At 72.4% G+C, this 23,936-nt stretch carries 20 protein-coding genes and 2 pseudogenes; 10 read left to right on the forward strand and 12 right to left on the reverse strand.

Annotated features, from left to right (window positions below; translation table 11 throughout):
- Positions 1–87: 87 nt before the first annotated feature.
- Complete coding sequence (locus ACFWFZ_RS08245) at positions 88–1,359, forward strand: Ig-like domain-containing protein (RefSeq protein ID WP_387118300.1); 1,272 nt, start codon at positions 88–90, stop codon at positions 1,357–1,359.
- Positions 1,360–1,587: 228 nt separating this feature from the next.
- On the forward strand, positions 1,588–2,547 hold the full coding sequence (locus ACFWFZ_RS08250) for a GNAT family N-acetyltransferase (protein ID WP_387118303.1): 960 nt from the start codon (positions 1,588–1,590) through the stop codon (positions 2,545–2,547).
- On the opposite strand, the gene ACFWFZ_RS08255 is transcribed toward ACFWFZ_RS08250, so the two are convergent.
- Entirely contained in the window at positions 2,537–3,460 is a 924-nt protein-coding gene (locus ACFWFZ_RS08255; RefSeq protein ID WP_387118306.1) for a helix-turn-helix transcriptional regulator, read from the reverse strand. The two genes, ACFWFZ_RS08250 and ACFWFZ_RS08255, sit on opposite strands and share 11 nt — an antisense overlap.
- Before the next feature lie 161 nt (positions 3,461–3,621).
- Between ACFWFZ_RS08255 and ACFWFZ_RS08260 the strand changes: the two genes are divergently transcribed.
- Positions 3,622–4,725 carry an NAD(P)-dependent alcohol dehydrogenase gene (locus tag ACFWFZ_RS08260; protein WP_387118309.1) on the forward strand — a complete coding sequence of 368 codons (1,104 nt, stop codon included), beginning with the start codon at positions 3,622–3,624 and terminating at the stop codon, positions 4,723–4,725.
- A gap of 73 nt (positions 4,726–4,798) precedes the next feature.
- Here ACFWFZ_RS08260 and msrA read toward each other — a convergent pair whose 3' ends face one another.
- The 4 genes from msrA to ACFWFZ_RS08280 form a co-directional block, all read right to left on the reverse strand.
- Entirely contained in the window at positions 4,799–5,467 is a 669-nt protein-coding gene (gene msrA, locus ACFWFZ_RS08265; protein WP_387118312.1) for a peptide-methionine (S)-S-oxide reductase MsrA, read from the reverse strand.
- Positions 5,468–5,540: 73 nt separating this feature from the next.
- Positions 5,541–6,695 carry a hypothetical protein gene (locus ACFWFZ_RS08270; protein ID WP_387118315.1) on the reverse strand — a complete coding sequence of 385 codons (1,155 nt, stop codon included), beginning with the start codon at positions 6,693–6,695 and terminating at the stop codon, positions 5,541–5,543.
- The gene (locus ACFWFZ_RS08275) at positions 6,692–8,290 is read right to left on the reverse strand and encodes a M48 family metallopeptidase (RefSeq protein WP_387118318.1); all 1,599 of its coding nucleotides are present in this window, start codon (positions 8,288–8,290) and stop codon (positions 6,692–6,694) included. Before ACFWFZ_RS08275 ends, ACFWFZ_RS08270 begins: the two co-directional genes overlap by 4 nt.
- A 285-nt stretch (positions 8,291–8,575) precedes the next feature.
- A complete protein-coding gene (locus ACFWFZ_RS08280) occupies positions 8,576–9,682 on the reverse strand; it encodes a hypothetical protein (protein ID WP_387118321.1) in 1,107 nt (368 codons plus the stop codon).
- A 77-nt stretch (positions 9,683–9,759) separates the two neighbouring features.
- On the opposite strand from ACFWFZ_RS08280, the gene ACFWFZ_RS08285 reads away from it, so the two are divergent.
- Complete coding sequence (locus tag ACFWFZ_RS08285; protein ID WP_387118324.1) at positions 9,760–10,917, forward strand: cystathionine gamma-synthase; 1,158 nt, start codon at positions 9,760–9,762, stop codon at positions 10,915–10,917.
- A gap of 115 nt (positions 10,918–11,032) precedes the next feature.
- Here ACFWFZ_RS08285 and ACFWFZ_RS08290 read toward each other — a convergent pair whose 3' ends face one another.
- From ACFWFZ_RS08290 to ACFWFZ_RS08300, 3 genes are read right to left on the reverse strand one after another with little or no spacing between them, the layout of a single operon-like run.
- Positions 11,033–11,287, reverse strand: coding sequence for a hypothetical protein (locus tag ACFWFZ_RS08290; protein WP_387118327.1), 255 nt, complete (start codon positions 11,285–11,287; stop codon positions 11,033–11,035).
- The gene (locus ACFWFZ_RS08295) at positions 11,284–11,706 is read right to left on the reverse strand and encodes a sigma factor-like helix-turn-helix DNA-binding protein (RefSeq protein ID WP_387118330.1); all 423 of its coding nucleotides are present in this window, start codon (positions 11,704–11,706) and stop codon (positions 11,284–11,286) included. Before ACFWFZ_RS08295 ends, ACFWFZ_RS08290 begins: the two co-directional genes overlap by 4 nt.
- A 56-nt stretch (positions 11,707–11,762) precedes the next feature.
- The gene (locus ACFWFZ_RS08300) at positions 11,763–12,284 is read right to left on the reverse strand and encodes a MarR family winged helix-turn-helix transcriptional regulator (RefSeq protein WP_387118333.1); all 522 of its coding nucleotides are present in this window, start codon (positions 12,282–12,284) and stop codon (positions 11,763–11,765) included.
- Between the two features lie 296 nt (positions 12,285–12,580).
- On the opposite strand from ACFWFZ_RS08300, the gene ilvA reads away from it, so the two are divergent.
- Positions 12,581–13,813: a threonine ammonia-lyase gene (ilvA, locus tag ACFWFZ_RS08305; RefSeq protein WP_387118336.1), complete on the forward strand. Its 1,233-nt coding sequence runs from the start codon at positions 12,581–12,583 to the stop codon at positions 13,811–13,813.
- Positions 13,814–13,950: 137 nt separating this feature from the next.
- On the opposite strand, the gene greA is transcribed toward ilvA, so the two are convergent.
- Entirely contained in the window at positions 13,951–14,448 is a 498-nt protein-coding gene (gene greA / locus ACFWFZ_RS08310) for a transcription elongation factor GreA (protein WP_387118339.1), read from the reverse strand.
- Between the two features lie 209 nt (positions 14,449–14,657).
- Positions 14,658–15,071 (reverse strand): DUF4307 domain-containing protein, encoded by a 414-nt coding sequence (locus ACFWFZ_RS08315; protein ID WP_387118342.1) that lies wholly within the window; start codon positions 15,069–15,071, stop codon positions 14,658–14,660.
- 115 nt (positions 15,072–15,186) lie between these two features.
- On the opposite strand from ACFWFZ_RS08315, the gene mca reads away from it, so the two are divergent.
- The gene (gene mca / locus ACFWFZ_RS08320; RefSeq protein WP_387118345.1) at positions 15,187–16,068 is read left to right on the forward strand and encodes a mycothiol conjugate amidase Mca; all 882 of its coding nucleotides are present in this window, start codon (positions 15,187–15,189) and stop codon (positions 16,066–16,068) included.
- Between the two features lie 2 nt (positions 16,069–16,070).
- Complete coding sequence (locus ACFWFZ_RS08325; RefSeq protein ID WP_387118348.1) at positions 16,071–16,298, forward strand: hypothetical protein; 228 nt, start codon at positions 16,071–16,073, stop codon at positions 16,296–16,298.
- Positions 16,299–16,855: 557 nt separating this feature from the next.
- On the opposite strand, the gene ACFWFZ_RS08330 is transcribed toward ACFWFZ_RS08325, so the two are convergent.
- Positions 16,856–20,125, reverse strand: coding sequence for a tetratricopeptide repeat protein (locus ACFWFZ_RS08330; RefSeq protein ID WP_387118351.1), 3,270 nt, complete (start codon positions 20,123–20,125; stop codon positions 16,856–16,858).
- Positions 20,126–20,397: 272 nt separating this feature from the next.
- On the opposite strand from ACFWFZ_RS08330, the pseudogene ACFWFZ_RS08335 reads away from it, so the two are divergent.
- The 3 genes and pseudogenes from ACFWFZ_RS08335 to ACFWFZ_RS08345 form a co-directional block, all read left to right on the forward strand.
- Positions 20,398–21,207, forward strand: a pseudogene (locus ACFWFZ_RS08335) (recombinase family protein); the annotation flags it as partial.
- Between the two features lie 143 nt (positions 21,208–21,350).
- Positions 21,351–21,698: a hypothetical protein gene (locus ACFWFZ_RS08340; RefSeq protein ID WP_387118427.1), complete on the forward strand. Its 348-nt coding sequence runs from the start codon at positions 21,351–21,353 to the stop codon at positions 21,696–21,698.
- Between the two features lie 47 nt (positions 21,699–21,745).
- Positions 21,746–23,809, forward strand: a complete 2,064-nt coding sequence (locus tag ACFWFZ_RS08345; protein ID WP_387118354.1) for a thioredoxin domain-containing protein — start codon at positions 21,746–21,748, stop codon at positions 23,807–23,809.
- A 36-nt stretch (positions 23,810–23,845) separates the two neighbouring features.
- Here the strand turns inward: ACFWFZ_RS08345 and ACFWFZ_RS08350 are convergent.
- A pseudogene (locus ACFWFZ_RS08350) lies at positions 23,846–23,936 on the reverse strand (hemolysin III family protein); the annotation flags it as partial.

A 23,936-nucleotide genomic window follows, 5' to 3' on the forward strand; every position in this document is an offset into this window, starting at 1 on the left:
CGTTAACGCGTTGTCAGGAGCAGGCAGGGGGCCCTGGCCCCCTGCCGGGCCAACCCCGGGACGGCGGTCTCGGGGTTTCCGGCAACGATGGAGTGGCGTGTGAGGACGGACAGCAAGCGGCGGAGAAGGGCCCTGGCGGCCATATCCGTCGTGCTCGGCGGCGTACTGGTGCTCTCGGCGTGCAGCGACGAGGGCGGCGGCGACCCGAAGGGCAACGGAGAGGCCAGCAAGTCCCAGGCGGACGTGGACGCGGCAGCGGCCAAGGACGCCTCGAAGGCCAAGATCACCATCACGCCGAAGGACGGCGCGACCAACGTCGGTCTCAACGACGCGGCGAACGTCACCGTCGCCGACGGCACACTCACCCAGGTCGAGCTGAAGACCAGCGAGGGCACGGCCGTGGCCGGCGACATGGCCGCCGACGGCAAGAGCTGGAAGCCCAAGGGCGCCCTGAAGCGCTCCACGAAGTACGCCCTCTCGGCGACCGCCAAGGACGCCGACGGCAAGGAGGCGCACGAGAACGCCTCCTTCACGACCGTCTCCCCGGAGAACAGTTTCGTGGCGTCGTTCGTGCCGGAAGAGGGCCAGACCGTCGGCGTCGGCATGCCGGTCTCGATCACCTTCAACAAGGCGATCAAGGACAAGAAGGCCGTCCAGGCGGGCATCTCGGTGTCCTCCAGCAGCGGCCAGGAGGTCGTCGGCCACTGGTTCAGCGCCCAGCGTCTGGACTTCCGCCCCGAGCAGTACTGGCAGGCGGGCTCCACCGTCACCCTGAAGCTGGCGCTGGAAGGCGTCCAGGGCGCTCCCGGCGTCCAGGGCGTCCAGAGCAAGACCGTCACCTTCAAGATCGGCCGCAGCCAGGTCTCCACGGTCGACGTGAAGACGAAGAAGATGACGGTCACCCGGGACGGCGCGGTCATCAAGACCATCCCGATCTCCGCGGGCGCCCCGGCCAACCCGACCTACAACGGTCAGATGGTGATCTCCGAGAAGTTCAAGGAGACCCGGATGAACGGCGCCACCGTCGGCTTCACGGACGAAGACGGCAAGGGCGAGTACGACATCAAGGACGTCCCGCACGCGATGCGCCTGTCGACCTCCGGTACGTTCCTCCACGGCAACTACTGGGGCGCGGACTCGGTCTTCGGCAGTGTGAACACCAGCCACGGCTGTGTCGGCCTGAACGACGTCAAGGGCGCGGGCGACCCGAACCAGCCGGCCGCCTGGTTCTACGACAACTCGCTCATCGGCGACGTCGTCACGGTGGTCAACTCCCCGGACAAGACCATCAAGCCGGACAACGGCCTCAACGGCTGGAACATGAGCTGGGCCGACTGGAAGGCCGGCTCGGCCGCCTGACGCCTGACGCCTGACGCCTGACGCCTGACGCCTGACGCCTGACGCCTGACGCCTGACGCCTGACGCCGGGCGCGGCGCGGACGCGTACGAACGGAACGGGGCGGCGGGGAGACCTCACGGTTTCCCCGCCGCCCCGTTCGTCGTCGCACGGCGGGCCGGCGACGCCGTCGGACGGGCGGTTCGAAAACCCCGGGGCGGCGCGTCCGGGCACGTTCTAAGGTCGGGGCCATGATGATCCACTCCCTCGCCCTGCCCCCGTCCGACGCCGAGGTGGACGGCTGGCTGGCGGTCCTGACCGCCGCCGCGGCCGCCGACCTGCCGCAGCCGACCCCGCCCTCCCGGGTCGAGGTCGCCGGGCGGCTGAGCGTGACGCCGGCGCGCGGCCGGCCCGTACTGTGGGCGGCCGGCGAGGGCGCGGGCGTGGCGGCCCTGCTCCTGTTCACCGAGGAGGGCAACACGCACACCGCGCTCCTGGACGTGCTGGCGGTGCACCCCGAGGAGCGGCGCCGGGGTGTCGGCACCGCCCTGTGGGAGCGGGTCCGCGAGGAACTGCTGGCGCAGGGCCGGACCTCGGTCGCGGCCATGGTGGACCTCGGCGGTCCCGGCCAGGCCTTCGCGGAGGCGATGGGCTTCGAGAACGTCCTGCCGATGGCCTGGTACGCGCAGGAGATCCCGGCCGCGGCGCCGGACCAGGCGGTGCAGACTCCCGGCTACGAGCTGCTGACCTGGCACGGTCTCGTTCCCGACGCGTGGGCGCCCGCCGCGGCCGCCGCCCACGCGGCCATGGAGGACGCGCCGACCGGAGACATGGACGAGCGGATCCAGACCTGGACCGCCCAGCGGCTGCACACCCTCCAGCAGCTGATCCTCGACCGTGGCGGGGACCTGAGCACCGTCGCGGCGGTGACCCCCGAGGGCGAGGTGGCGGCGTACACCGAGATCGTCCTGACGGATCCCGAGGGCACGAGCGCCCTGCAGTACGACACGGTGGTCGTACCCGCCCACCGCGGGCACGGCCTCGGACGCGCCGTGAAACGCCACATGGTCGCGCAGGCCGCCGCCCGCCACCCGCGGCTGCGCCGCATCGCCACCACGGTGGCGGACGGGAACGGCCCGATGCGGGCGGTGAACGAGGCGCTCGGCTACCGGCGGGAGCGCGGCGCCGGCATCTTCCAGATCAAGCTGTAGCCGCATCCGGGAAGCGGGCGGGCCCGGCGGCCCCGGCGGTCCGCTCGGCCCCGGTGGCCCCGGCGGTCCGCTGCGCGTCCCAGGAGTCAAGCAGGCGCAGGGCGTCCTCGGACGCCGAGCCCGGCTCCGCGTGGAACGTGACCAGTGCCTGCGTCGGATCGTCGGGCAGCGTCAGCGTCTCGAACGACAGGCGCATCTCGCCCACCAGCGGATGCCGCAGCAGCTTCACCCCGTGCGTCTTGTCCGCCACCGTGTGCGCGGCCCACAGCCGCCGGAACTCCTCGTTCTTCACCGACAACTCCCCGACCAGCGCCGACAGCTGCTCGTCGTCCGGGTGCTGGCCGGCGTACAGCCGCAGGTTGCTGACGACCCAGCACGCCTGGCACTCCCACTCCGCGAACAGCTCCGCGGTCGCCGGGTCCAGGAACATCAGCCGGACCAGGTTCCGCTCCGCCGCGGGCAGCGCCCCGAAGTCCCCGAACACCGCCGCCGCCAGCCGGTTCCAGCCGATGACGTCCTGACGGTGCCCCACGAGATAGGCCGGTACGCCGTCCATCGCGTCCATCAGCGTGCGCAGCGCCGGACGCACCTGCTGCGGCCGCCGGCTCTGGCGGCGCCTGCGCGCCTTCGGCCGCGCCAGGTCCATCAGGTGCGCCCGTTCGGTCCCGTCGAGCCGCAGGGCCCGCGCGATGGCGTCGAGCACCTCCGCCGACACGTTGATCCCGTCGCGCTGCTCCAGCCGCGTGTAGTACGCGACCGACACCCCTGCCAGCTGGGCCAGTTCCTCCCGGCGCAGGCCCGGCACGCGCCGCCGGCGCCCGTAGTCCGTCATGCCCACGTCCTCCGGGCGCAGCCGTGCGCGGCGGGAGCGCAGGAACTCGCCCAGGCACGCTCGCTGATCAAGCTGGTCCATGCCGCCCAGTATCGCCGGGCGCGGTGCCGGCCGCAGGACCTCAGCCTGACCCCGCCAGTAGTAGGCTCGCCGGTCCTAGGAAACGCAGGGGGCTGGGTACCGGCCGGACGGCAGGGCAGCGTGGTGCGCACCGCAGCCACCACCCCTTCGAGGAGCACCGCATGTCCGCCACCACCGCCTCCACGCCGTCCACCGCCTCCACGCCGTCCACTCCCTCCGGGCCCCTCACGCGGGTCGCCGCGTACGCCGCCCCCGCCGCGGGCGCCCCGCTGGAGCGCACCACCGTCCCGCGCCGCCCCGTGGGCCCCCACGACGTCCTCGTCGACATCAGGTACGCGGGCATCTGCCACTCCGACATCCACCAGGCGCGCGACGGATGGGGAGAGGGCATCTACCCCATGGTCCCCGGCCACGAGATCGCCGGGATCGTCACCGAAGTCGGCGCGGACGTCACCCGGTTCACCGTCGGGGACCGGGTGGGCGTGGGCTGCATGGTCGATTCCTGCCGCGAGTGCGCGTACTGCCGCAGCGGCCAGGAGCAGTACTGCGTACAGGGCATGACCGGCACCTACAACGCCCTCGACCGGGGCGGAGAGCCCACGTACGGCGGCTACTCGACGCATCTGGTCGTCGACGAGAACTACACCGTCCGCATCCCCGACGGCCTCGCCCTGGACGAGGCGGCCCCGCTGCTGTGCGCCGGCATCACCCTGTACTCGCCGCTGAGGCACTGGCAGGCCGGGCCGGGCCGGAAGGTCGCGGTCGTCGGCCTCGGGGGCCTGGGCCACATGGGCGTGAAGATGGCGCACGCGATGGGCGCGGAGGTCACCGTGCTGTCGCAGACGCTCCGCAAGGAGGCCGACGGCCGCCGACTGGGCGCCACCCACTTCCACGCCACCGGCGACGATGCCACCTTCGAGACGCTCGCCGGGACCTTCGACCTCATCCTGTCCACCGTCTCGGCCCCGCTCGGCCTCGACAAGTACCTGGGCCTGCTGAAGGTCGACGGCGCGTTCGTGAACGTGGGCGCGCCGGAGGAGCCGGTCTCGCTCAACCTCTTCTCCGTCATCGGCGGCCGCAAGACCCTCGCCGGATCGATGATCGGCGGGATCGCCGAGACCCAGGAGATGCTGGACTTCTGCGCGGAGCACGGCCTGGGCTCGGAGATCGAACTGATCGCGGCCGACCGGATCAACGAGGCCTACGCCCGCGTCCTGGCCGGCGACGTCCGCTACCGCTTCGTGATCGACACCTCGACGATCTGACCCCCGTCCCCCGTCCCCCGTCCCCCGGCGCCCGGCCCGATCCCGCCCGGGGCGAGCCGCTCGTGAGCGGGAGTCACTCGCCGGGGGCCGCGGCCACGCCGATCGGACAGGACACGCCCGTGCCGCCGATGCCGCAGTAGCCGCCCGGGTTCTTGTCCAGGTACTGCTGGTGGGGTGCCTCCGCCGGCCAGAAGGGGCGGTCCGCCGCCGGGAGGACGGCCGTGGTGATCTGGCCGTAGCCCGAGTCGGCCAGCACCTGCTGGTAGGCCGCGCGGGAGGCCTCCGCCGTCGCCTGCTGGGCGGGGGAGTGGGTGTAGACCGCCGAGCGGTACTGCGTGCCGACGTCGTTGCCCTGGCGGAAGCCCTGGGTGGGGTCGTGGGACTCCCAGAACAGCTTCAGCAGGGCCGCGTAGGACACCTGCGCGGGATCGAAGACCACGCGGACGACCTCCGCGTGGCCCGTCAGGCCCGAGCAGACCTCCTCGTACGTCGGATTCTCGGTGAAACCGCCCTGGTAGCCGGCCAGCGTGGTCCACACCCCCGGGGTCTGCCAGAACGTGCGCTCCGCGCCCCAGAAACAGCCCAGGCCGAAGTCTGCGACCTCCAGGTGGGCCGGATACGGGCCGGCCAGCGGGTTGCCCAGCACGGTGTGCTTCTCGGGAAGATCGAACAGCGGCTCCGCGCGGCCCGTCAGGGCCTCCTCGCGGGTGGGGAGCTCGGGAGTACGGCGGTACGAGAACATGGATTCCCTCCTTGTGGAAGGGACAACGCCGGGCGGGCGGGCCGGGATTCCCCGACCCGCCCGCCCGCGTGCCTCACAGGCCCGGCGTGACCTCGCGCACCGCCCAGTCCCGCGCGTACACGTACCGGGACCTCGGCGCGTAGTACCAGGGCATCGCCCCGATGTACCCGTCGATGTGCCGGAACTGCTCGACCGCCTCCGCGTCCCGGTCCTGCCAGAACAGGAAGTAGGCGAGCACGTGCCGCAGCCGGATCGCCCGCCAGTCGTCCGGGTCGGCCGCCGCCAGGTCCACCAGGGCCGCCTCCACCGCCGCGACGACCTCCGGCTCCTTGAAGAAGGTCTCCGGCCTGAGGTCCGGCTCGCGCAGTTCCTGCTCCACATACGCCGCCAGCGGCAGCAGGGACAGCAGTTCACCCGGCTTGCCCGAGGCGGCCGACTCGCGCGCGAAGGCGAGCGCCAGCTCGTGCGAGCCCCGCCACTTGGCGCACCAGTACTGCAGGGCGCTGGTGTGCGCCGTCAGCACCTTGGGGTCGCGGCGCGTGATCTGCGCCCACAGCTCGCCGTACCGCTCGTGCGTATAGCCCAGGCCCTGCGCGAGGGGCTGCTCCACCATGTACGGGACCGGGTCCGCGGGATCGGCCAGCCGCTGGGCCTCGTGCGCGTCCGCCTGCGCCTTGGACAGCAGCTGGTGGAAGATCCGGAACTGCTCCTGCGTGGTGCGGTCGGCGGTCTGGTCGCCGCGCACGTTCCACGCCACCGCGATGCTCGTGTCGGCGTTGACCAGCGCCGCCGTCGCGTCGGCGGGACGGGCCGCACGCCAGGCCAGCAGCCAGGAGTCGTCCTCGGCCGCCACTTCGGCCAGGGCGCGGACGCGCTGCCAGCGCTCCTCCCAGTCCGTGCCGCACCCCTCGACGTAGGCGGCTCCCGCCTCCCAGTCGCCGGCGCGCACCGCGTCGAGCGCCGCCTTGCGCTCCGGCGGGACGGGCAGCGCGTTCTCGGTGTCGAGGTCCTCCTCCGCCACGAAGCCCAGCGCGACGACCGCGGCGGCCTGCCGCGCCTTCCGCTCGGCCTTGATGCCGGCCGTCTCGGCGTTCAGGGCGTCGGTGCGTGCCTCGATGCCGGCGGCTTCCGCCTCCAGCCGCTTCGCCTTGCGGATGTAGTAGACGCCGCGCAGGACCTTGAAGGCGCCGAACAGCAGCATGGCGCCCAGGATGTAGAGACCGATCACGGGGCAAGCACCAGCTTTCGCAGGGGTTCGGTGTCGGGCAGGTCGGCGACGACCGCGTCCAGGGCGGACCGCAGCTCCTCCTCGAAGCCGTCGGCCGGGTAGCGCAGGGAGGCCGAGTCGGACCAGGACAGCTGCCAGCGGGCGGCGCCGCGGCCCGTCAGCTCCACGGTGACCAGCTGGTTCAGGGCGCGCCGGACGACCGGGCGGGCGAACTCGCGGGCCGTGCGGCCCGTGGCGGCCGCCGCCTCCTGCGACTTCGGGAAGCGGTCGGCGGTACGCCAGAGCACCGCGGGGTCGGCGTCGACCGCGTCGAGCAGGGCGGGCAGCCCCGGGCCGGCGCCCTCGGCGGCGAAGGCCTCGCGGATCTCCTCCGCGCCCTGGCCGACGTACTGCGTCATCGACTCGTGGACGAGGTCGTCCCAGTCGACCCGCTTGAGCGCGAGGGCCTCCGGGGTGAGGACGACCTGCTCCAGCGCGGCCAGCGCGGCGCCCGCGTCGGACAGCAGCTCCAGGGCGGGACGGGCGCTCTGCCGGGCGCGGCCGTCGTCGGGCAGGGCCTCGATACGGGCGACGCGCTCGGCGAGCGGCGGGTGGGAGTCGTACGGGGAGGCGGGCTCGGTCGACAGCTCCCGGCGCAGGCCGTCCAGGTCCTCCGCGCGGGCGTCGAGCAGCTTGCGCAGCCCGCCGAAGACCTCGCCGGGGCGGGGCAGCAGGCCGGCGCCGACGCCGAGGGTGGCGTAGGAGCTCATGTAGAAGTCGTGCGCGGAGTCCAGGGCGTTGATCTCGCGCAGCGCGGACGCGGCGGAGTCGCGGCCGGCGACACGCACCGAGGCGAGGTCGGCGGCGAGCTCCTGGCGGCGGGAGGCGGTGCGGGTGGCACGCATGTAGAAGTCGCCGTACGCGATGTACACCTTGGCCATGGCGCGGTACATGGCGCCCTCGCCCGCGGTGTCGACGCCCTTGGCCTTCTTGCCCTTGGCGACCCGCTTCTCGTCCCTGCGCTCCTGCTTGGCGCGCTCCTTGGCGACCTTCTTGTCGGCCCGGTCGTGGAAGTATCCGATGGTGCGGATCAGCTGGGCGCGGCCGCGGGCGATCAGCGGGGTCAGACGGGTGTCGAAGTTGGCGTAGTGGCCCATCTCGTGGGCGAGCACGGCGCGCAGCTGCATCTCGTCCAGGCCCGTCATCAGGGGCAGGCCGAGGTAGAGGCGGCGGGTGCCGGGCCGCAGGCCCAGCAGCTTCGCGTCCTCGGCGACGGCCGCGTTCACCTCGTCGATCAGCACGATCTCGTCGGGGGCACGGGTGCCGACCTGTCGTGCGACGTCGCGCACGACCGCCCACAGCTCGGGCTCCCGCGCCTCGCTCACGGTGACGCCCGGCAGGGGCTCGCCCTTGGGGGTGCGCAGCATGAACATGCCGCGCACGATCGGGACCGTGAGGACCAAGGAGGCGAGGATCAGCTTGCCCACGATCGGGCCGTGCAGTGTGGTGACGACGGCGTAGTCGATGCCGCCGAGGGCGGCCAGCAGGAACACACCGAGCAGGTAGAAGCCTGCGAGCAGGACGAGCGCGCGCACGGCGCGCAAAGAAGCGCCCATATGGACAGATCCCCCCACGGGAACGAAAAAGGCAACGAAACAAGAGGAACGAGACAAGAGATGGGGGCCGGGCCGGAGGGCCGCGGCCACCGCCGCATCATGCGGCCTGCGATTACTTACAGCAACCTTATTTGTCGCTCGTTCCCGCCGGTCGTGGGGGTACCCGCGAGTAGCCCAGGCGTCACAGCACCACAGCACCACAGCGCCACAGTGCGCCAGCGCCACATACGAGTGTCCCCACCCGCTTCGACGGGTGGGGACACTCCAGGGACCGGCGACCGCCCGCTACTGGGGGAGCGTCGCCGGCGACCCGCCGTTCGCTTCGTAGCCGGCCACCGCCAGGGCCCGGTACACCGCGTACTGCGCCGCCGGGTCCTCCGCCGCCGACCAGGGCAGCGCGCCCACGTACCCGTCCACGTGCCGGACCTGCTCCATCGCCTCCGCCCACCGCTCCATGTTGACCAGGAACAGCAGCAGCAGGTGCCGTACATGCGCCAGCATCGGGTCGTCCTGACGCGCCGTGTGCACCGCGTACAGCGCGCCCTCCACCGCCCGCGTCACGGCCTCGCCACGGTAGAAACCCCTGCTCAGGAGCACGTCCGGCAGGTTCTCGTACAGCGCGAACAGCGGCAGCGCCGCCAGCAGCGAGCCCTGCGGGGCACGCGCGGCGGCCGCGTGCGCGAAGGCGTCCGCCTTCTCCCGCGACCCGTGCCACTTGGCGCACCAGTAGTGCAGCGCCGCCAGGTGAGCGCCCATGTGCTCCGGCGCCCGGTCGATGACCTTCGCCCACAGCTCGTCGAACTCCGCCTCCGGATACGCCAGCCCCCGCGCGATCGCCAGCTCCGTGATGTACGGAACCGGGTCCCCCGGCGCCAGCAGCGCGGCCTTGCGGCACGCCTCCCGGGCCTCCTCCAGGATGATCCGGTGGTCCTCGGACCCGACGCCGCCCGAGTGCCGCCACGCCTGCTGCACCAGCAGCTCCGCGTGCACCTGCGCACCGCCCGCGTCCTTGTCCGCCTCCAGCCGCCACGCCTTCAGCCACTGGGCGCCCACACCCGGCTGCGCCACGAGCTCCAGCGCCGCCGCGCCGCCGAAGGCCTGTACGCGCTGCCAGCGCCGCTCGCCCTCCCGCGGGGTCCCGGCGAGCAGCTGCGAGGCGGCCTGCCACTGCCCGGTGCGCCGCACGTTGTCGAGGGCGTCCATCAGGTCCTGGTCGGGCCCGGGCACGCGGATGTCGAGGTCTTCCTGCCGGTCGAACCCGTAGTTCGCCGGGTCGGCGGCGTCCGGGCTGCCCGGCGCGACCAGACGGATGCCGCCGTGCCTGCGCCGGACGAACGGGCCGACGATGAACACGATCATGAGCACCGTGAACAGGAACCACAGAATCTCCATGCCTCCAGCGAACCAGACCGAGGGGGCGGCAGGCCAATAGGGGGGGTGCACGCCGGGCCTGGGCATAGCATCTGACCATGAGCGACGACAGCCACGAGCACCAGAGCTTCGAGACCCGCGCGATCCACGCGGGCAACACGGCGGACCCGCTGACCGGCGCGGTCGTGCCCCCGATCTACCAGGTCTCCACGTACAAGCAGGACGGCGTCGGCGGCCTGCGCGGCGGATACGAGTACAGCCGCAGCGCCAACCCGACCCGCACCGCGCTGGAGGAGAACCTCGCGGCGCTGGAGGGCGGCCGGCGCGGCCTCGCCTTCGCGTCCGGACTGGCCGCCGAGGACTGCCTGCTGCGTACGCTGCTCTCCCCGGGCGACCACGTGGTCATCCCGAACGACGCCTACGGCGGCACCTTCCGCCTCTTCGCGAAGGTCGTCTCCCGCTGGGGCGTGGAGTGGTCGGTGGCCGACACCTCCGACGCCGATTCCGTACGGGCCGCACTCACCCCGAAGACGAAGGTCATCTGGGTCGAGACCCCCTCCAACCCGCTGCTCGGCATCACCGACATCGCCGTCGTCGCCGACATCGCGCGGACGGCCGGCGCCAAGCTGGTCGTGGACAACACCTTCGCCTCGCCGTACCTCCAGCAGCCCCTGGCGCTGGGCGCGGACGTGGTCGTGCACTCGCTGACCAAGTACATGGGCGGACACTCCGACGTGGTCGGCGGCGCGCTCGTCACCGCCGACGAGGCGCTGGGCGAGGAACTGGCCTACCACCAGAACGCGATGGGCGCGGTGGCCGGGCCGTTCGACTCGTGGGTCGTGCTGCGGGGCATCAAGACCCTCGCCGTGCGCATGGACCGGCACGCGGAGAACGCGGCCAAGATCGTCGAGGTGCTCAAGCGCCACCCGAAGGTCACCAAGGTCCTCTACCCGGGCCTGCCCGAGCACCCGGGCCACGAGATCGCCGCCAAGCAGATGCGCAACTTCGGCGGCATGGTCTCCTTCCAGGTCGCCGGCGGCGAGGAAGAGGCCGTCGCGGTCTGCGGCCGCACCAGGATCTTCACGCTGGCCGAGTCCCTGGGCGGCGTCGAGTCCCTCATCGAGCACCCGGGCCGCATGACGCACGCGTCGGTGGCGGGCTCGGCGCTGGAGGTCCCCGCGGACCTGATCCGCGTCTCGGTCGGCATCGAGAACGCCGACGACCTGATCGCGGACCTGACGCAGGCGCTGGGCTGACGCCCCGCCCCGCCGGGCCCGGGCTCACCTCGGCCTCGGCGGGGCCCGGGCCTGGCCTCGGCGGGGCCGCCGCACTGCCCTGGCCGAGCCTTGCCACCGCGGCTCCGAAGTGGGGCTACCAGCCCTCCAGGGGTGGGGAGATGCCGCTCGGGGGGCCCGCCCAGGGGCGGGTCAGCGACGCCCAGACCGCGAAGGCCACCGCCGCCGCGAACAGCACCGCCCAGCCGCACCTGCGCAACGCCCGACGCCGGCGCAGCAGCCGGTCCCCGCGGGCCGCCGCGCCCGCGGCCAGACCTGTCGGCACCACCGGGTGCGGGCCCTCCAGGAGCTGCTTGACCTGGGCTTCCTTCCGGTCCGGGATCCCGCTCACGCCGCCTCCCGGGCCCTCAGCAGGGACACCGCCCGGTTGCAGAGCACCCGCACCCGCTCCACCGGCATCCCGAGCTGCGCCGCGGCGACCTCCTCCGCGACCCCCTCGTAGAGCCGCAGGACCAGCACGAGCCGCTCCGGCGGGCTGAGCCGCGCCAGCACCCCGGTCCCACCGTGGTGGCGCCAGCCGGTCCGGGCGAAGGCCGCGCACAGCTCGTGGCGGGTGAAGTCGTACGGGTCGTCCCCGCGCAGCCGCCGCCAGTTCGCGTACGTACGCGCCAGCGCGCCCGCGAGCAGCCGGCGCGCCGACTCGGGTTCACCGGTCAGCAGTACCGCGACATGCAGGAGCCGCCCGGCCGCACCCGCGACGAAGGCTTCGAACTCGCCGTAGGAGCCCGCCTGTTGATCAACCACCCGCATGTTCACATAGTGCGGCCGGTGGGACCGGTCAGGTCAAGAGGACGGACATACTCCGCTCAGGAGGCGGGCCCGGCTTCGGCCACGGCCGCCATCAGCTCCGACAACGACAGGTTGAAGCGCGTCAGCAGTCCCGTGAAGGACTCGCGCTCGTCCTCGCTCCAGCCCTCGGTCACCCGTGCCATGAGCTCGCGCCGCGAGGAGCGCACCTCCTCCAGCCGCGCCAGCCCCCGCGGGGACAGCGCGAGGACCACGGCCCGCCCGTCCTCGGGGTGCGAGGTCCGCTTGACCAGACCGCCGTCGACGAGCGGCGCCACCTGCCGGGTCACCGTGGAGGAGTCGATCCCCATGCCCGCGGCGAGCGCCTTGACGCCCATCGGGCCTTCCAGGTCGAGCCGGTTGAGCAGCAGATAGGCGGCGCGGTCCATCGAGTTGCGGGCCTGGCCCACGCCGCCCAGACGGGTCTGCTCGGCGCGGCGGGCGAAAACCGCCACCTGGTGCTGGAGCGCGTCGAGGAGACCGGCTCCGGCAGGCGCATCGGCCGGCACGGGCAGATCGGAATTGGCCGGGGAGTAAGGCATGGCCGTGGGCTCTCTTCGCGTGGGTCCGACAAGGATGGGGGACAGAGTACGCGGCCCTGCGGCGGCTCGTACGCCTCGTACGAGAACTGGTGCGGCCCGCACAGGCAGGCGTCCCACAGCCGCTCCGGATGGCGAGATCTCGCCCCTCGCCGCAGCCCCGCCCGTACCCCTCGCCGTGTACCTCCCGCACCCCTCGCCCCAGTCCCGCCCGTACTCGTCCGTACCCGTCCGTAGCCCCCCGCCGCCCCTGGTGGACGCTCCCGGCCCGGTCGCGTCCGGGCTGCGAGACTGGCGGCATGAACTACCGTGTGCCCCAGCCCGTCCCGCAGGTCATCCTCGACGACGTACGGGGGGCTCAGAAGATGCTCTCCGGCGTCTCCCGGGTCACGCCGATGGAAGGCAGCAGGCACCTCTCCGCACTCACCGGCTCACCGGTCCACTTCAAATGCGAGAACCTCCAGCGCACCGGATCCTTCAAGCTGCGCGGAGCCTACGTCCGCATCGCGGGCCTGCGCCCCGAACAGCGCGCCGCCGGCGTCGTGGCCGCCAGCGCCGGCAACCACGCCCAGGGCGTGGCCCTGGCCTCCTCGCTCCTCGGGGTCCGCTCCACCGTGTTCATGCCGGTCGGGGCGCCGCTGCCGAAGGTCGCCGCGACCCAGGAGTACGGGGCCGACGTGCGCCTGCACGGGCAGGTCGTCGACGAGACCTTCCTGGCCGCCCAGGAGTACGCGGACCGCACCGGCGCGGTGTTCATCCACCCCTTCGACCACCGCGACATCATCGCCGGCCAGGGCACGGTCGGCCTGGAGATCCTGGAGCAGTGCCCGGAGGTGCGCACCATCCTCGTCGGCGTCGGCGGCGGCGGTCTCGCCGCCGGTGTCGCCGTCGCGGTGAAGGCGCTGCGGCCCGACGTACGGGTCATCGGCGTCCAGGCGGCGGGCGCGGCCGCCTATCCGCCCTCCCTCAAGGCCGGCCACCCGGTGTCGATCGACAACCCGAACACGATGGCCGACGGCATCAAGGTCGGGCGGCCCGGCGACATCCCGTTCAGGATCATCAGCGAACTCCTCGACGACGTGCGCACGGTCTCCGAGGACGCCCTCTCCAGCGCCCTGCTGCTGTGCCTGGAACGGGCGAAACTCGTCGTCGAGCCCGCCGGGTGCAGTACGGTGGCGGCCCTGCTGAGCGAGCCCGAGCTGTACGGTTCCGGCCCGGTGGTGGCCGTACTGTCCGGCGGGAACGTGGACCCGCTCCTGCTCCAGCGGATCCTGCGGCACGGCATGGCGGCGGCGGGCCGGTACCTGTCGCTGAGGCTGCGCGTGGCCGACCGGCCCGGTGCACTGGCCGGGCTCCTGGGCGTGCTGTCGGTGGTGGACGCGAACGTGCTGGACGTGAGCCACGTACGGACCGACCCGATGCTGGGGCTCACGGAGGTGGAGGTGGACCTGCACCTGGAGACCAAGGGGCCGGAGCACTGCGCGGAGGTCGCGCGCACGCTGCACGGCGCCGGCTACAAGGTGATGGGCTAGTGCATGCGTGATGCCCGGCCGGAGAACCGGCCGGGCATCACGTGGGCACTCAGGGTGATCGAAGCGGATCGGGTCGGTCGAGGTGACCGGCCGGGGTCGATCCGGTCGATCCGGTCGATCGAGATGATCGGGGGTGATCAGCCGGTGAAGGGCTTGACGTCCAGGATCTTGACCGAGGCCCTCTTGCCGTTGGGCAGCTCGTACTCGGCGTCCTCGCCGATCGACTTGCCCATGACGCCCGTGCCCAGCGGGGACTGCGGGGAGTACGTCTCGAAGTCGCCGGACGCGTACTCGCGCGACGCCAGCAGGAACTCCATCGTGTCGTCCTCGTCGCCGTCGAAGGCGATCCTCACCAGGGTGCCCGGCGCCACCACGCCGTCGGACGCCGGCGCGGTCCCGACCTTGGCGTTCTCCAGGAGCTGCGTGAGCTGGCGGACCCGGAGCTCCTGCTTGCCCTGCTCCTCCTTGGCCGCGTGGTACCCGCCGTTCTCGCGCAGGTCGCCCTCCTCGCGGGCGGCTGCGATCTTCGCGGCGATCTCCGTGCGGGCGGGACCAGAGAGGTAGTCCAGCTCCGCCTTCAGCTGGTCGTACGCCGCCTGGGTCAGCCAGGTGACGCTCTCGCTCGTCTGGGTCACGGGTGCTCCTCGTCGGTACAGGGGACTACACGCCCGCCAGCGGCGGGCGAAACCACGAGCCTAACAATTCGGGAAGAAAAGGGGGAGGACCCCGGAGGGCCATTGCCCCGTCGGCCGCCCTCCCAAGCCCCGCCGCAGCGGCTCGGCAGCAGAGTGTCCCAGCCGGCGGAACACCCCGCCCCGCGCGGCGGCCGAGCCGCCGGAACGCCTCAGCCCGCGGAGGCCGCGGGCTGGCAGCCGACCAGCTCGATCATGGTGGCGCGGCCCGTGGTCCTCAGCGAGACGACCTCGTCGACCCGCGACTCGGCCTGGGCGAAGGTGAAGTCGCCGCGGCCCACCTCGGCGTGCTGCTCGTCCTGCGAGACCATGGTGCAGACGCCGGTGACCGACGCGTCCTTGCGGACCTCCAGGTGCACCTTCACCTCGGTGTCCGAAATCACCTGGAACTTGATCACTTCGGCGCTCACGCTCTGCCCGGCGACGTAGTCCCAGCCGATCCAGCCGATCACACCCAGCAGCACGGCACCCAGCGCCGCACCGACGATCGTGAGCTTGCGGTCCGTACGCTCGTCCGCCGACCGGCCGTACCGGCCCTCGGGCAGTCCCTCGCGCACCGCACTCATGATCTTTTCCTCTCGCTGGGGAGGCTGGGTCGCCGGGTCGCCCCTGGAATTTTCCGTCCCCCAGTTCGGTCACTATAGAAGCCGAGTGTCGCGCCGAATCGCAGAGGATCCTGTTTTGACCGAGCAGCTTCGACTGATGGCCGTCCACGCCCACCCCGACGACGAGTCGAGCAAGGGCGCGGCCACCATGGCCAAGTACGTGTCCGAGGGGGTCCCCGTGATGGTCGTCACCTGCACGGGCGGCGAGCGGGGCTCCGTACTGAACCCCAAGCTCCAGGGCGACAAGTACATCGAGGAGAACATCCACGAGGTCCGCGCCAAGGAGATGGAGGAAGCCCGCCAGATCCTCGGCGTAGAGCAGGAATGGCTCGGCTACGTCGACTCCGGCCTCCCCGAGGGCGACCCGCTGCCCCCGCTCCCCGACGGCTGCTTCGCCCTCGCGGACGTCGACGAGGCCGCCGGCGAGCTCGTCAAGAAGATCCGCGCGTTCAAACCGCAGGTCATCACCACGTACGACGAGAACGGCGGCTACCCGCACCCCGACCACATCATGACCCACAAGATCTCGATGGTGGCCTTCGACGGCGCGGCCGACACCGAGAAGTACCCCGAAGCCGAGTACGGCCCCGCCTACCAGCCGCAGAAGCTGTACTACAACCAGGGCTTCAACAAGCCGCGCACCATCGCCCTGCACGAGGCGATGCTCTCGCGCGGCCTGGAGTCCCCCTACGGCGAGTGGCTGGAGCGGTGGAAGGAGTTCGAGCGCAAGGAGCGGACCCTGACCACCCACGTCCCCTGCGCGGACTACTTCGAGATCCGTGACAAGGCGCTCATCGCGCACGCCACGCAGATCGACCCGGACGGCGGCTGGTTCCGCGTCCCCATGGAGGTCCAGAAGGAGGTCTGGCCCACCGAGGAGTACGAGCTCGCGAAGTCGCTCGTCGACACCTCCCTCCCCGAGTCCGACCTCTTCGCGGGCATCCGGGAGAATGCCTAGCCATGAGCGCTACGCAGGCAGCACTGACCCAGCTCCTCCCCCTGGCGGGTGACACCTTCGACAAGAACAAGGTGACTCCCGGAATCCTGGGCTTCATCGTGTTCGCGGTCCTCGCGGTCGGCGTGTGGGCCCTGATGAAGTCCATGAACCGGCACATGGGCCGCGTGGACTTCGAGGAAGCCCCCGACCCGGCCGCCACCCCCACCACGACGCCGAAGCCGACCAGCTAGCTGAATTGCACCGGTCGGCACGCCCGGCCCTGCGGGCACCGGCCGAGACCGCGCCCCAGGCCGCGGCGTCCCCGCCCCGCACGCCGGGGCGGCGGGTTCCCCACGGGCCCAGGACGCCCGGCGCGGGCCCCGGCGACGCTGCGCACCACGCGCGGGCCCGGCGACGCGGCGCACCACGCGCGGGCCCGGCGACGCGGCGCACCACGTGCGGGTCCGCCCGGACCGCACCACCGGGCTCCGACCCAGCCGGAACCCCGACGTCGGCTCTCGCCGCGCATACGCCGCCCCGGGCGGCAACAACGGGCGGCGTCGGCCCGGTGGGCGACCGGTCCCCACACAGGTGCGGGATGCCCGCTCCGCCACGCCGCGCCGGCCGTGCCTGCGCCCCGCCACGCCGCACGCGGCCACGACCGAGCGGCCGACCTACGCACAGCCCCTCCCCAGGCCCACCACACCCTTGACGCAGGCCCACCCGTGCATGCCGCGCCGCCCCGGGCGCGAGGCCCTCGGGGCCGGCGGGCCGCATCGGCCGAAGCCGCCACCCCCGGACCGCACCATCACGCCCGCGGCACGCCCATGACCTCCCGCGAGTGCAGGTCCGGGACCAGACCCAGACGCCACGCCTGCCACCCCTCCGACGGGTCCACACCCCGGCCCAGGATCACCCCGTACGTCTCCAGACAGTCCCCCAGTCGACCGTCCCGCGCCGGATGCGGCGCCTCCACGAGCCGCACCAGCTCCGCCCGCGCCTCCTCCGGCACCCCCGGCCCACCCAGCCCCACATACGGCAGCAACGTGCACCGCAGGAACCGCCCCCAGTCCTCCCCGCGCCGGTCCCCGTACGAGATGAACAACCGCACCGCCTCCTCGCACAGCCCGAGCGCCTGCGACAGCCGTCCATTGCCCGCGTCCACCACCGCCAGCTCCAGACACGTCCACGCCTCACCGTGCGCCAGCCCGATCCGCTGGAAATCCGCCCGCGCGTCCACCAACAGCTGCCGCGCGAAACCCGAATTCCTCAGGTTCCCCGTCTGCGCCGCCCGCTGGTCCCGCGTCACCCGGCCCGAATGATGCCGGGCATGCGCCAACCCGTACACGTCCCGCATCCGCGAGAACATCGTCCGCGCCCGCTCCAGCTCCCGCACCGCCCGATCCCGCTCGCCCCCCACCTCCAACGCCTGCCCCAGGTAGTACTGCGTCCACGCCTCACCGCGCGCGTCCTCCGCCTCCCGATGCCGCGACAGCGCCTCCCGCAGCCGCTCCACCGCCGACCCCGCATCCCCGTCCACCACCCGCGCCCGGCCCAACTGCGTCAGCGCCCACGCCTCACCGCGGTCGTCCCGCGTCCGCCCGTACAGCCGCAGCGCCAGGTCCAGCTCCTTCTCCGCCTGCTCCACCTCACCGAACCGCAGATGCACCTGCCCCAACTGGAAATGCGCCCACGCCTCCCCGTGCACGCTCTCGCTCTCCCGGTGCAGCGCCAGCGAGGTCTCCAGCAGCCGCGTCGCCTCCGCCAGATGCGCCAGATCCCGCTCCACCGCCGCCAGCGCATGCAGACCCCACGCCCGGTCACCCGCCAGCTCCGCCGACTCCTGCAACACCAGCGCCTCCCGGATCCGCACCGCCGCCTCCGGCAGATTCCCCTGGTGGTGCAGCGTGATCCCGAGCGAGACCAGCGCCATCGCCGCCCCCGCCTCCTGACGGGCCTCCAAGTACTGGTCCACCACCGACGTCAACGTCGTACGCGCCTTGTCCAGCTCACCCAACTGCCGCGCCGCGATACCCGTACGCCACTGCACCGACCGCACCAGCCGGCCCTGCGGCCCCGCCTGACCCGGCCGGCCGGCCGCCACCGCCCGCGTCAACTCGTCGATCTCACCCAACCGGTACAGATCACCGCGCAGCAGACAGAAATCGCACAACGCCCCCAACAGGTCCAGCACCGCCTGCTGGTCCACCCCCTCCGAATGCCGCAACGCCGCCGTGATGAAACTCGACTCGTCATCCAGCCACCGCAGCGCCGCGTCCAGCGAGACGAAACCATGCCCCCCGAACTGGTCCGCCCGCGTCGACATCTTCCCGTCGACCATCCGGATCACCGAGTCCGCCAGCTGCGCATAGTCCCGGATCAACCGCTCGTGCGCCGCCACGGCCTGCGCCCGGTCCTCGTCCGCCGCCAGCCGCGCCGCCGCGTACGCCCGCACCACGTCATGCATCCGGAACCGCTGACCCCGAACCCGCTCGATCAGACCGGCCTCCCACAACTCCTCCAACGTACGCAGCGCCACCTGCTCCGGTACGCCGGCCAGCGCGGCCGCCGCCGCACCGCCCAGCGAAGCCCGCCCCGCCAACGGCAACCGCCGCAACAGCAGCCGCGCCGGCTCCGCCAGCCGGGCATCCGCGGCCCGCAGGGCAGCCTCCACCGGATGCACCCCGCCCCCGGACTCCCCACCCCCGGGCACGACAACGCCGCCGCCCACCAGCGGAGCCAACATCCGCAACGCGAGCGGCAGCCCACCGCCCACCTCCACCACCGAAGCCACACCGGCCGCAGCCCCCTCGGCACCCGCCACCTCCGGCGCGAGCGCCCTCACCAGCTCCGCCGCCTCAACCCCGTCCAACCGCCCCACCGGCAGCTGATGAACCCACGCCGCACCATCCCCCGGCAACTCCAACGGCTCCCGCGCCGTCACCAGCACCAGACTCTCCGAACGCTCCGGCACCAACATCCGCACCTGCGCCGCATCCACCGCGTCATCGAGGAGCACCGTCACCGGCAACCCCCTCAGATGCTGGTGGTACAGCTCACCCAACCGCCGCACCTGCTGCTCCGCCGACGCCCCCTCCCGGAACAACAACTGCTCACGCGGCGCACCCAACCGGTTCATCAAGTGCAGCAGCGCCTCCCGCGTCGACAACGGCGCCTCGCCCGGCTCACCACCCGGCGAACCACCCCGCATGTCCACCACACACGCACCCCGGAACTGATCCCGCAACGCATGCGCCGCCCGCAACGCCAGCGCCGTCCGCCCCACCCCCGGCTCCCCGTACAACACCACCACCACCGGACGGGTCTCCGTACTCGCCCGCGCCGCCTGAACCCACTGCGCGATCCGCGTCAACTCCGACCGGCGGCCCGCGAAACGGTCCGCCACATCAGGCAACTGCCCGAACGAATGCTCCAGCGCACTACGCCGCCGCGCCTCCGCACTCCGGTCCACCCCACGCAACCCCCCGGCCGCCCGCACCGGCGACACCGCCACCGGCCGCGGCACCCGCGCAGCCACCGCCACCGCACGCTGCTGCTCCAGGAACGGACGTATCCCCCGCACCTCCAACGCCGACAGCCACTGCAACCTCAGCTGCTCCGCCCCACCGGGCCGCCCCAGCTCCCCCGCCCGCCGGTGCGCGGCCGGCACGTGCAACGCCGTCGCCTTCGCCACCGTCGCCACCGCACCGGCGATCCCCACCACCGCGCCCGCCGTCAGCGCCGTACCCGCCGCCACCCCCAGCGACAGATCCGCACCGACGGCCGCCGCCGCCGCGACCGCCGTCACCAGCACCGCCGTCGACGTGTTGCCCCGCCGGAACGCCTCGCCCAGCGACTGCTCGCCGGCCGCCGCCTCGTCCAACGCCCGTACGTACGCCTCGTACTCGGGCGCCGCACTCGTGGCGAGCGCGTCCAGAGCCTCCCTGCCGCGCGCCAGCAGCGCCGCCCCGTCCACCACCCCGCCCGCGCCATCCGCCGGGCCCGCCCCCCGCCGGACCGCCTCGCCCACGGCCCGCTCCAACAGGCGCTCGGCCTCACCGCGATGGCTGTCCCGCATCGGCATCCCCCTCAGAGAGCTCCGGCAACGTGCCCCAAGTGTCCTGCGGGACACCCCCGTCCGCGAGGGATCTGAGCTAGTTCAGAGGGAAGCGGCCACCCGCCCGTACCGACCGGATCGAAAACCAACTCCCCTGAAGACAAAGCCCGATGACCCCACGAGACCCCATGCCGCGACATCCCCGCACCCGGCACCCGCACCCAGGGCGTAACCCGCCACCCCGTTCGCGAGTTGTAGCGAACATCGCACCAACTCTCGACGAGGAACGCTCCATGGAACACATACCGGTCGCCTCGTACGCCCGCACCTCACAGGACACCCCGCAACGCGACGCACGCGGCGTACGCCACCAGCACCGCATCAACGAACGCACCGCCCGCGAACACGGCTGCGTCGTGGTCGCCACCTACACCGAGAACGCGCGCAACGCGACCAGAGACGACCGGGAACGCCCCGCCTTCGACCACCTCCTCGCCGACCTCCACCGAGGCCACGCCTTCACGGCCGGCCCGCTGCAAGGCGTCGTCGCCGTCGCCGACGACCGCCTCTACCGCAGGCCCGAAGACTTCATCCGCTTCATGGCGGCACTCACCTCGGCGCCTGGACGTGTCTACGTCGACCGGGACGGCCTGCGCGATCCGTACACCAAGGCCGGGCTGCTGCAAGGCGCCGCCTGCCTGCAAGGTGCCGTCACCGAGGGCAAGATGCGCAGCCGCCGGGTCCAGGACTGGCACTGGTCGCGGGCCATGGACGGGCTGCCGCACAGCGGCCCGAGGCCCTTCGGCTGGCTGGCGGACCGCCAGACCCTGCATCCGGTGGAGTCGGAACTCGTCCGCAAGGCGATCGAGGACCGCATCGCCGGGTCTTCCATGGGCCGTACGGCGCGTGAGTGGGAAGCGCAGGGGATCACGGGGACGCGCGGAGGGCGACTCAACCCGCAGACCGTCACGCAGATCATCACGGCTCCGAGGGTGTGCGGCTTCCGAGCCAACCGGGGTCAGTTGCTGATCGATCCCGACACCGGAAATCCCCTGGTCGGGGCGTGGCAGGCCATCGTCACGCCCGATCAGTGGACGGAAGTCTGTGCGACGTTCTCCGCCGGAAGCCTGTACATGCACCGCGGACGCTCAGTCCGCGCCTCACGGGAAGGAGGGCAGGTCCCAAATACCTTGCCGCCGTGCGCTGTGGGGCCGAACTCAACGGCGGAGGCACATGCGATCAGCTCATGGGTGGCGCCAAGGCCGCCAGCCGTAGCAGCCCCTACAACTACGTCTGCGCCTCGGGGCGTGGCTGCGGCCGGTGCGCCATCAGCGGACCGCTCGTGGAGGACGCCATCGAGAGGCTTCTCTTTCCCGCTGACGGGCAGGGCCTGGTCCGACTGCCCCAGTCGATGCGGTTGCGATGGCAGTCAGGCGAGATGGGGTTCGAAGAGAAGCGGAAGGTCATCGCCTCGGTCTTCACCCACTTCGTGATCAGGCCGGGACACAAGGGGTCCGGCACCTGGGACCACTCCCGGGTCATCCCGGTATGGAAGTGGGCGGACCGCCGGGCGCCCGCCGAACCGGCGGCCTGATGGCCGGGTCACGAGCCGCACACCAGGTGGTGCGGCAGGATGGGGTCATGCCGAATCGCCTTGCGAACGAGACCTCGCCGTACCTGCTCCAGCACGCGGACAATCCGGTCGACTGGTGGCCGTGGTCTGCGGAGGCATTCGCCGAGGCGCGCGAGCGTGGCGTACCCGTCCATCTGAGCGTCGGTTACTCAAGCTGCCACTGGTGTCATGTTTTCGAAGCTGAAAGCTTCAAAGATGAACCAACAGCAGGGTATCTCAACGAACACTTCGTCAACATCAAGGTGGACCGCGAAGAGCGGCCGGACGTCGACGCCGTCTACATGGAGGCCGTGCAGGCCGCCACCGGGCAGGGTGGGTGGCCCATGACGGTCTTCCTCACCGCCGACGCCGAGCCGTTCTACTTCGGGACCTACTTCCCGCCCGAGCCGCGGCACGGGATGCCCTCCTTCATGCAGGTCCTCGAAGGCGTGCGGGCCGCCTGGGTCGGGCGGCCCGCGGAGGTCGCCGAGGTCGCGCGGAAGATCGTCCAGGATCTCGCCGGGCGGCAGCTGGACTACGGGAAGGCCGGGACCCCGGGGCCCGAGGAGCTCGCGCAGGCGCTGCTCGGGCTGACACGTGAGTACGACGCCACACGCGGAGGATTCGGCGGGGCGCCGAAGTTCCCGCCGTCCATGGTGCTGGAGTTCCTGTTGCGCCACCACGCCCGCACCGGCTCCGAGGGTGCGCTGCAGATGGCCGCCGACACCTGTGAGGCAATGGCGCGCGGCGGGATCTACGACCAGCTCGCCGGCGGGTTCGCGCGGTACTCCGTGGACCGGGAGTGGGTGGTCCCGCACTTCGAGAAGATGCTCTATGACAACGCCCTGCTCTGCAGGGTCTACGCCCACCTGTGGCGGGCCACCGGTTCGGAGCTCGCGCGGCGGGTCGCGCTGGAGACCGCCGACTTCATGGTGCGGGAGCTGCGGACCGGCCAGGGCGGCTTCGCCTCCGCCCTCGACGCCGACAGCGAGGACCCGGTCAGCGGCGAGCACGTGGAGGGCGCGTACTACGCCTGGACGCCCGCCCAGCTGCGGGAGGTGCTGGGGGAGGACGACGGGGCGCTCGCCGCCGCGTACTTCGGGGTGACCGAGGAGGGGACCTTCGAGCACGGCAAGTCCGTGCTCCAGCTGCCGCAGGACGGGCCGGCGGTGGACGCCGAGCGGATCGCCGGGATCAGGGCGCGCCTGCTGGCCGCGCGGGCGGAGCGGCCCGCGCCCGGGCGGGACGACAAGGTCGTCGCCGCGTGGAACGGCCTGGCCGTCGCCGCGCTGGCCGAGTGCGGGGCGTACTTCGAGCGGCCCGACCTGGTGGAGCGGGCGACGGAGGCCGCCGATCTGCTGGTGCGGGTGCACTTCGACGAGGCCGCCGGCCGGGCGCGGCTCGCGCGGACCAGCAAGGACGGCCAGGTGGGTGGCAACGCGGGGGTGTTGGAGGACTACGGCGATGTCGCGGAGGGTTTCCTGGCTCTGGCCGCGGTGACCGGTGAGGGGGTCTGGCTGGAGTTCGCCGGGTTCCTCGTGGACCTGGTCCTGGACCGTTTCACCGCCGAGGACGGGTCGCTGTACGACACGGCGCACGACGCGGAGAAGCTGATCCGCAGGCCGCAGGATCCGACCGACACGGCCGCGCCGTCGGGGTGGACGGCCGCCGCGGGCGCGTTGTTGTCGTACGCCGCGCACACGGGGTCAGAGGCGCACCGTACGGCGGCGGAGCGGGCGCTGGGGGTGGTGCACGCGCTCGGTCCGCGGGTGCCGCGGTTCATCGGGCACGGGCTGGCGGTGGCCGAGGCGCTGCTGGACGGGCCGCGTGAGGTGGCGGTGGTCGGGCATCCGGAGGATCCGGCGCGGGCGGCGCTGCATCGGGCGGCGCTGCTGGGGACGGCTCCTGGCGCGGTGGTGGCGGTCGGGGTGCCGCAGTCCGCGCAGGACGGTGAGGGGGAGTTCCCGCTGCTGGCCGGGCGCTCGCTCGTGCGTGGCCTTCCGGCGGCGTATGTGTGTCGGCATTTCGTCTGTGCGCGTCCTACGGCGGACCCGGTCGAGTTGGCGGAGCAGTTGGGGGCGGCTCGCCCCTGACGGTGGCGGTCGCCTGCCGGGCAAGAGGTGAGGGGTCCGGCCGGTGGAGGGCGGGAGGAGCAGGACGGTCAGCGGGGTGTAGGTGCCCGCGATGATCAGGAAGATGTTGGCGTGGTCGAGCCGTCGC

This window comes from Streptomyces sp. NPDC060232 (genome assembly GCF_042726555.1).
Taxonomy (GTDB): domain Bacteria; phylum Actinomycetota; class Actinomycetes; order Streptomycetales; family Streptomycetaceae; genus Streptomyces.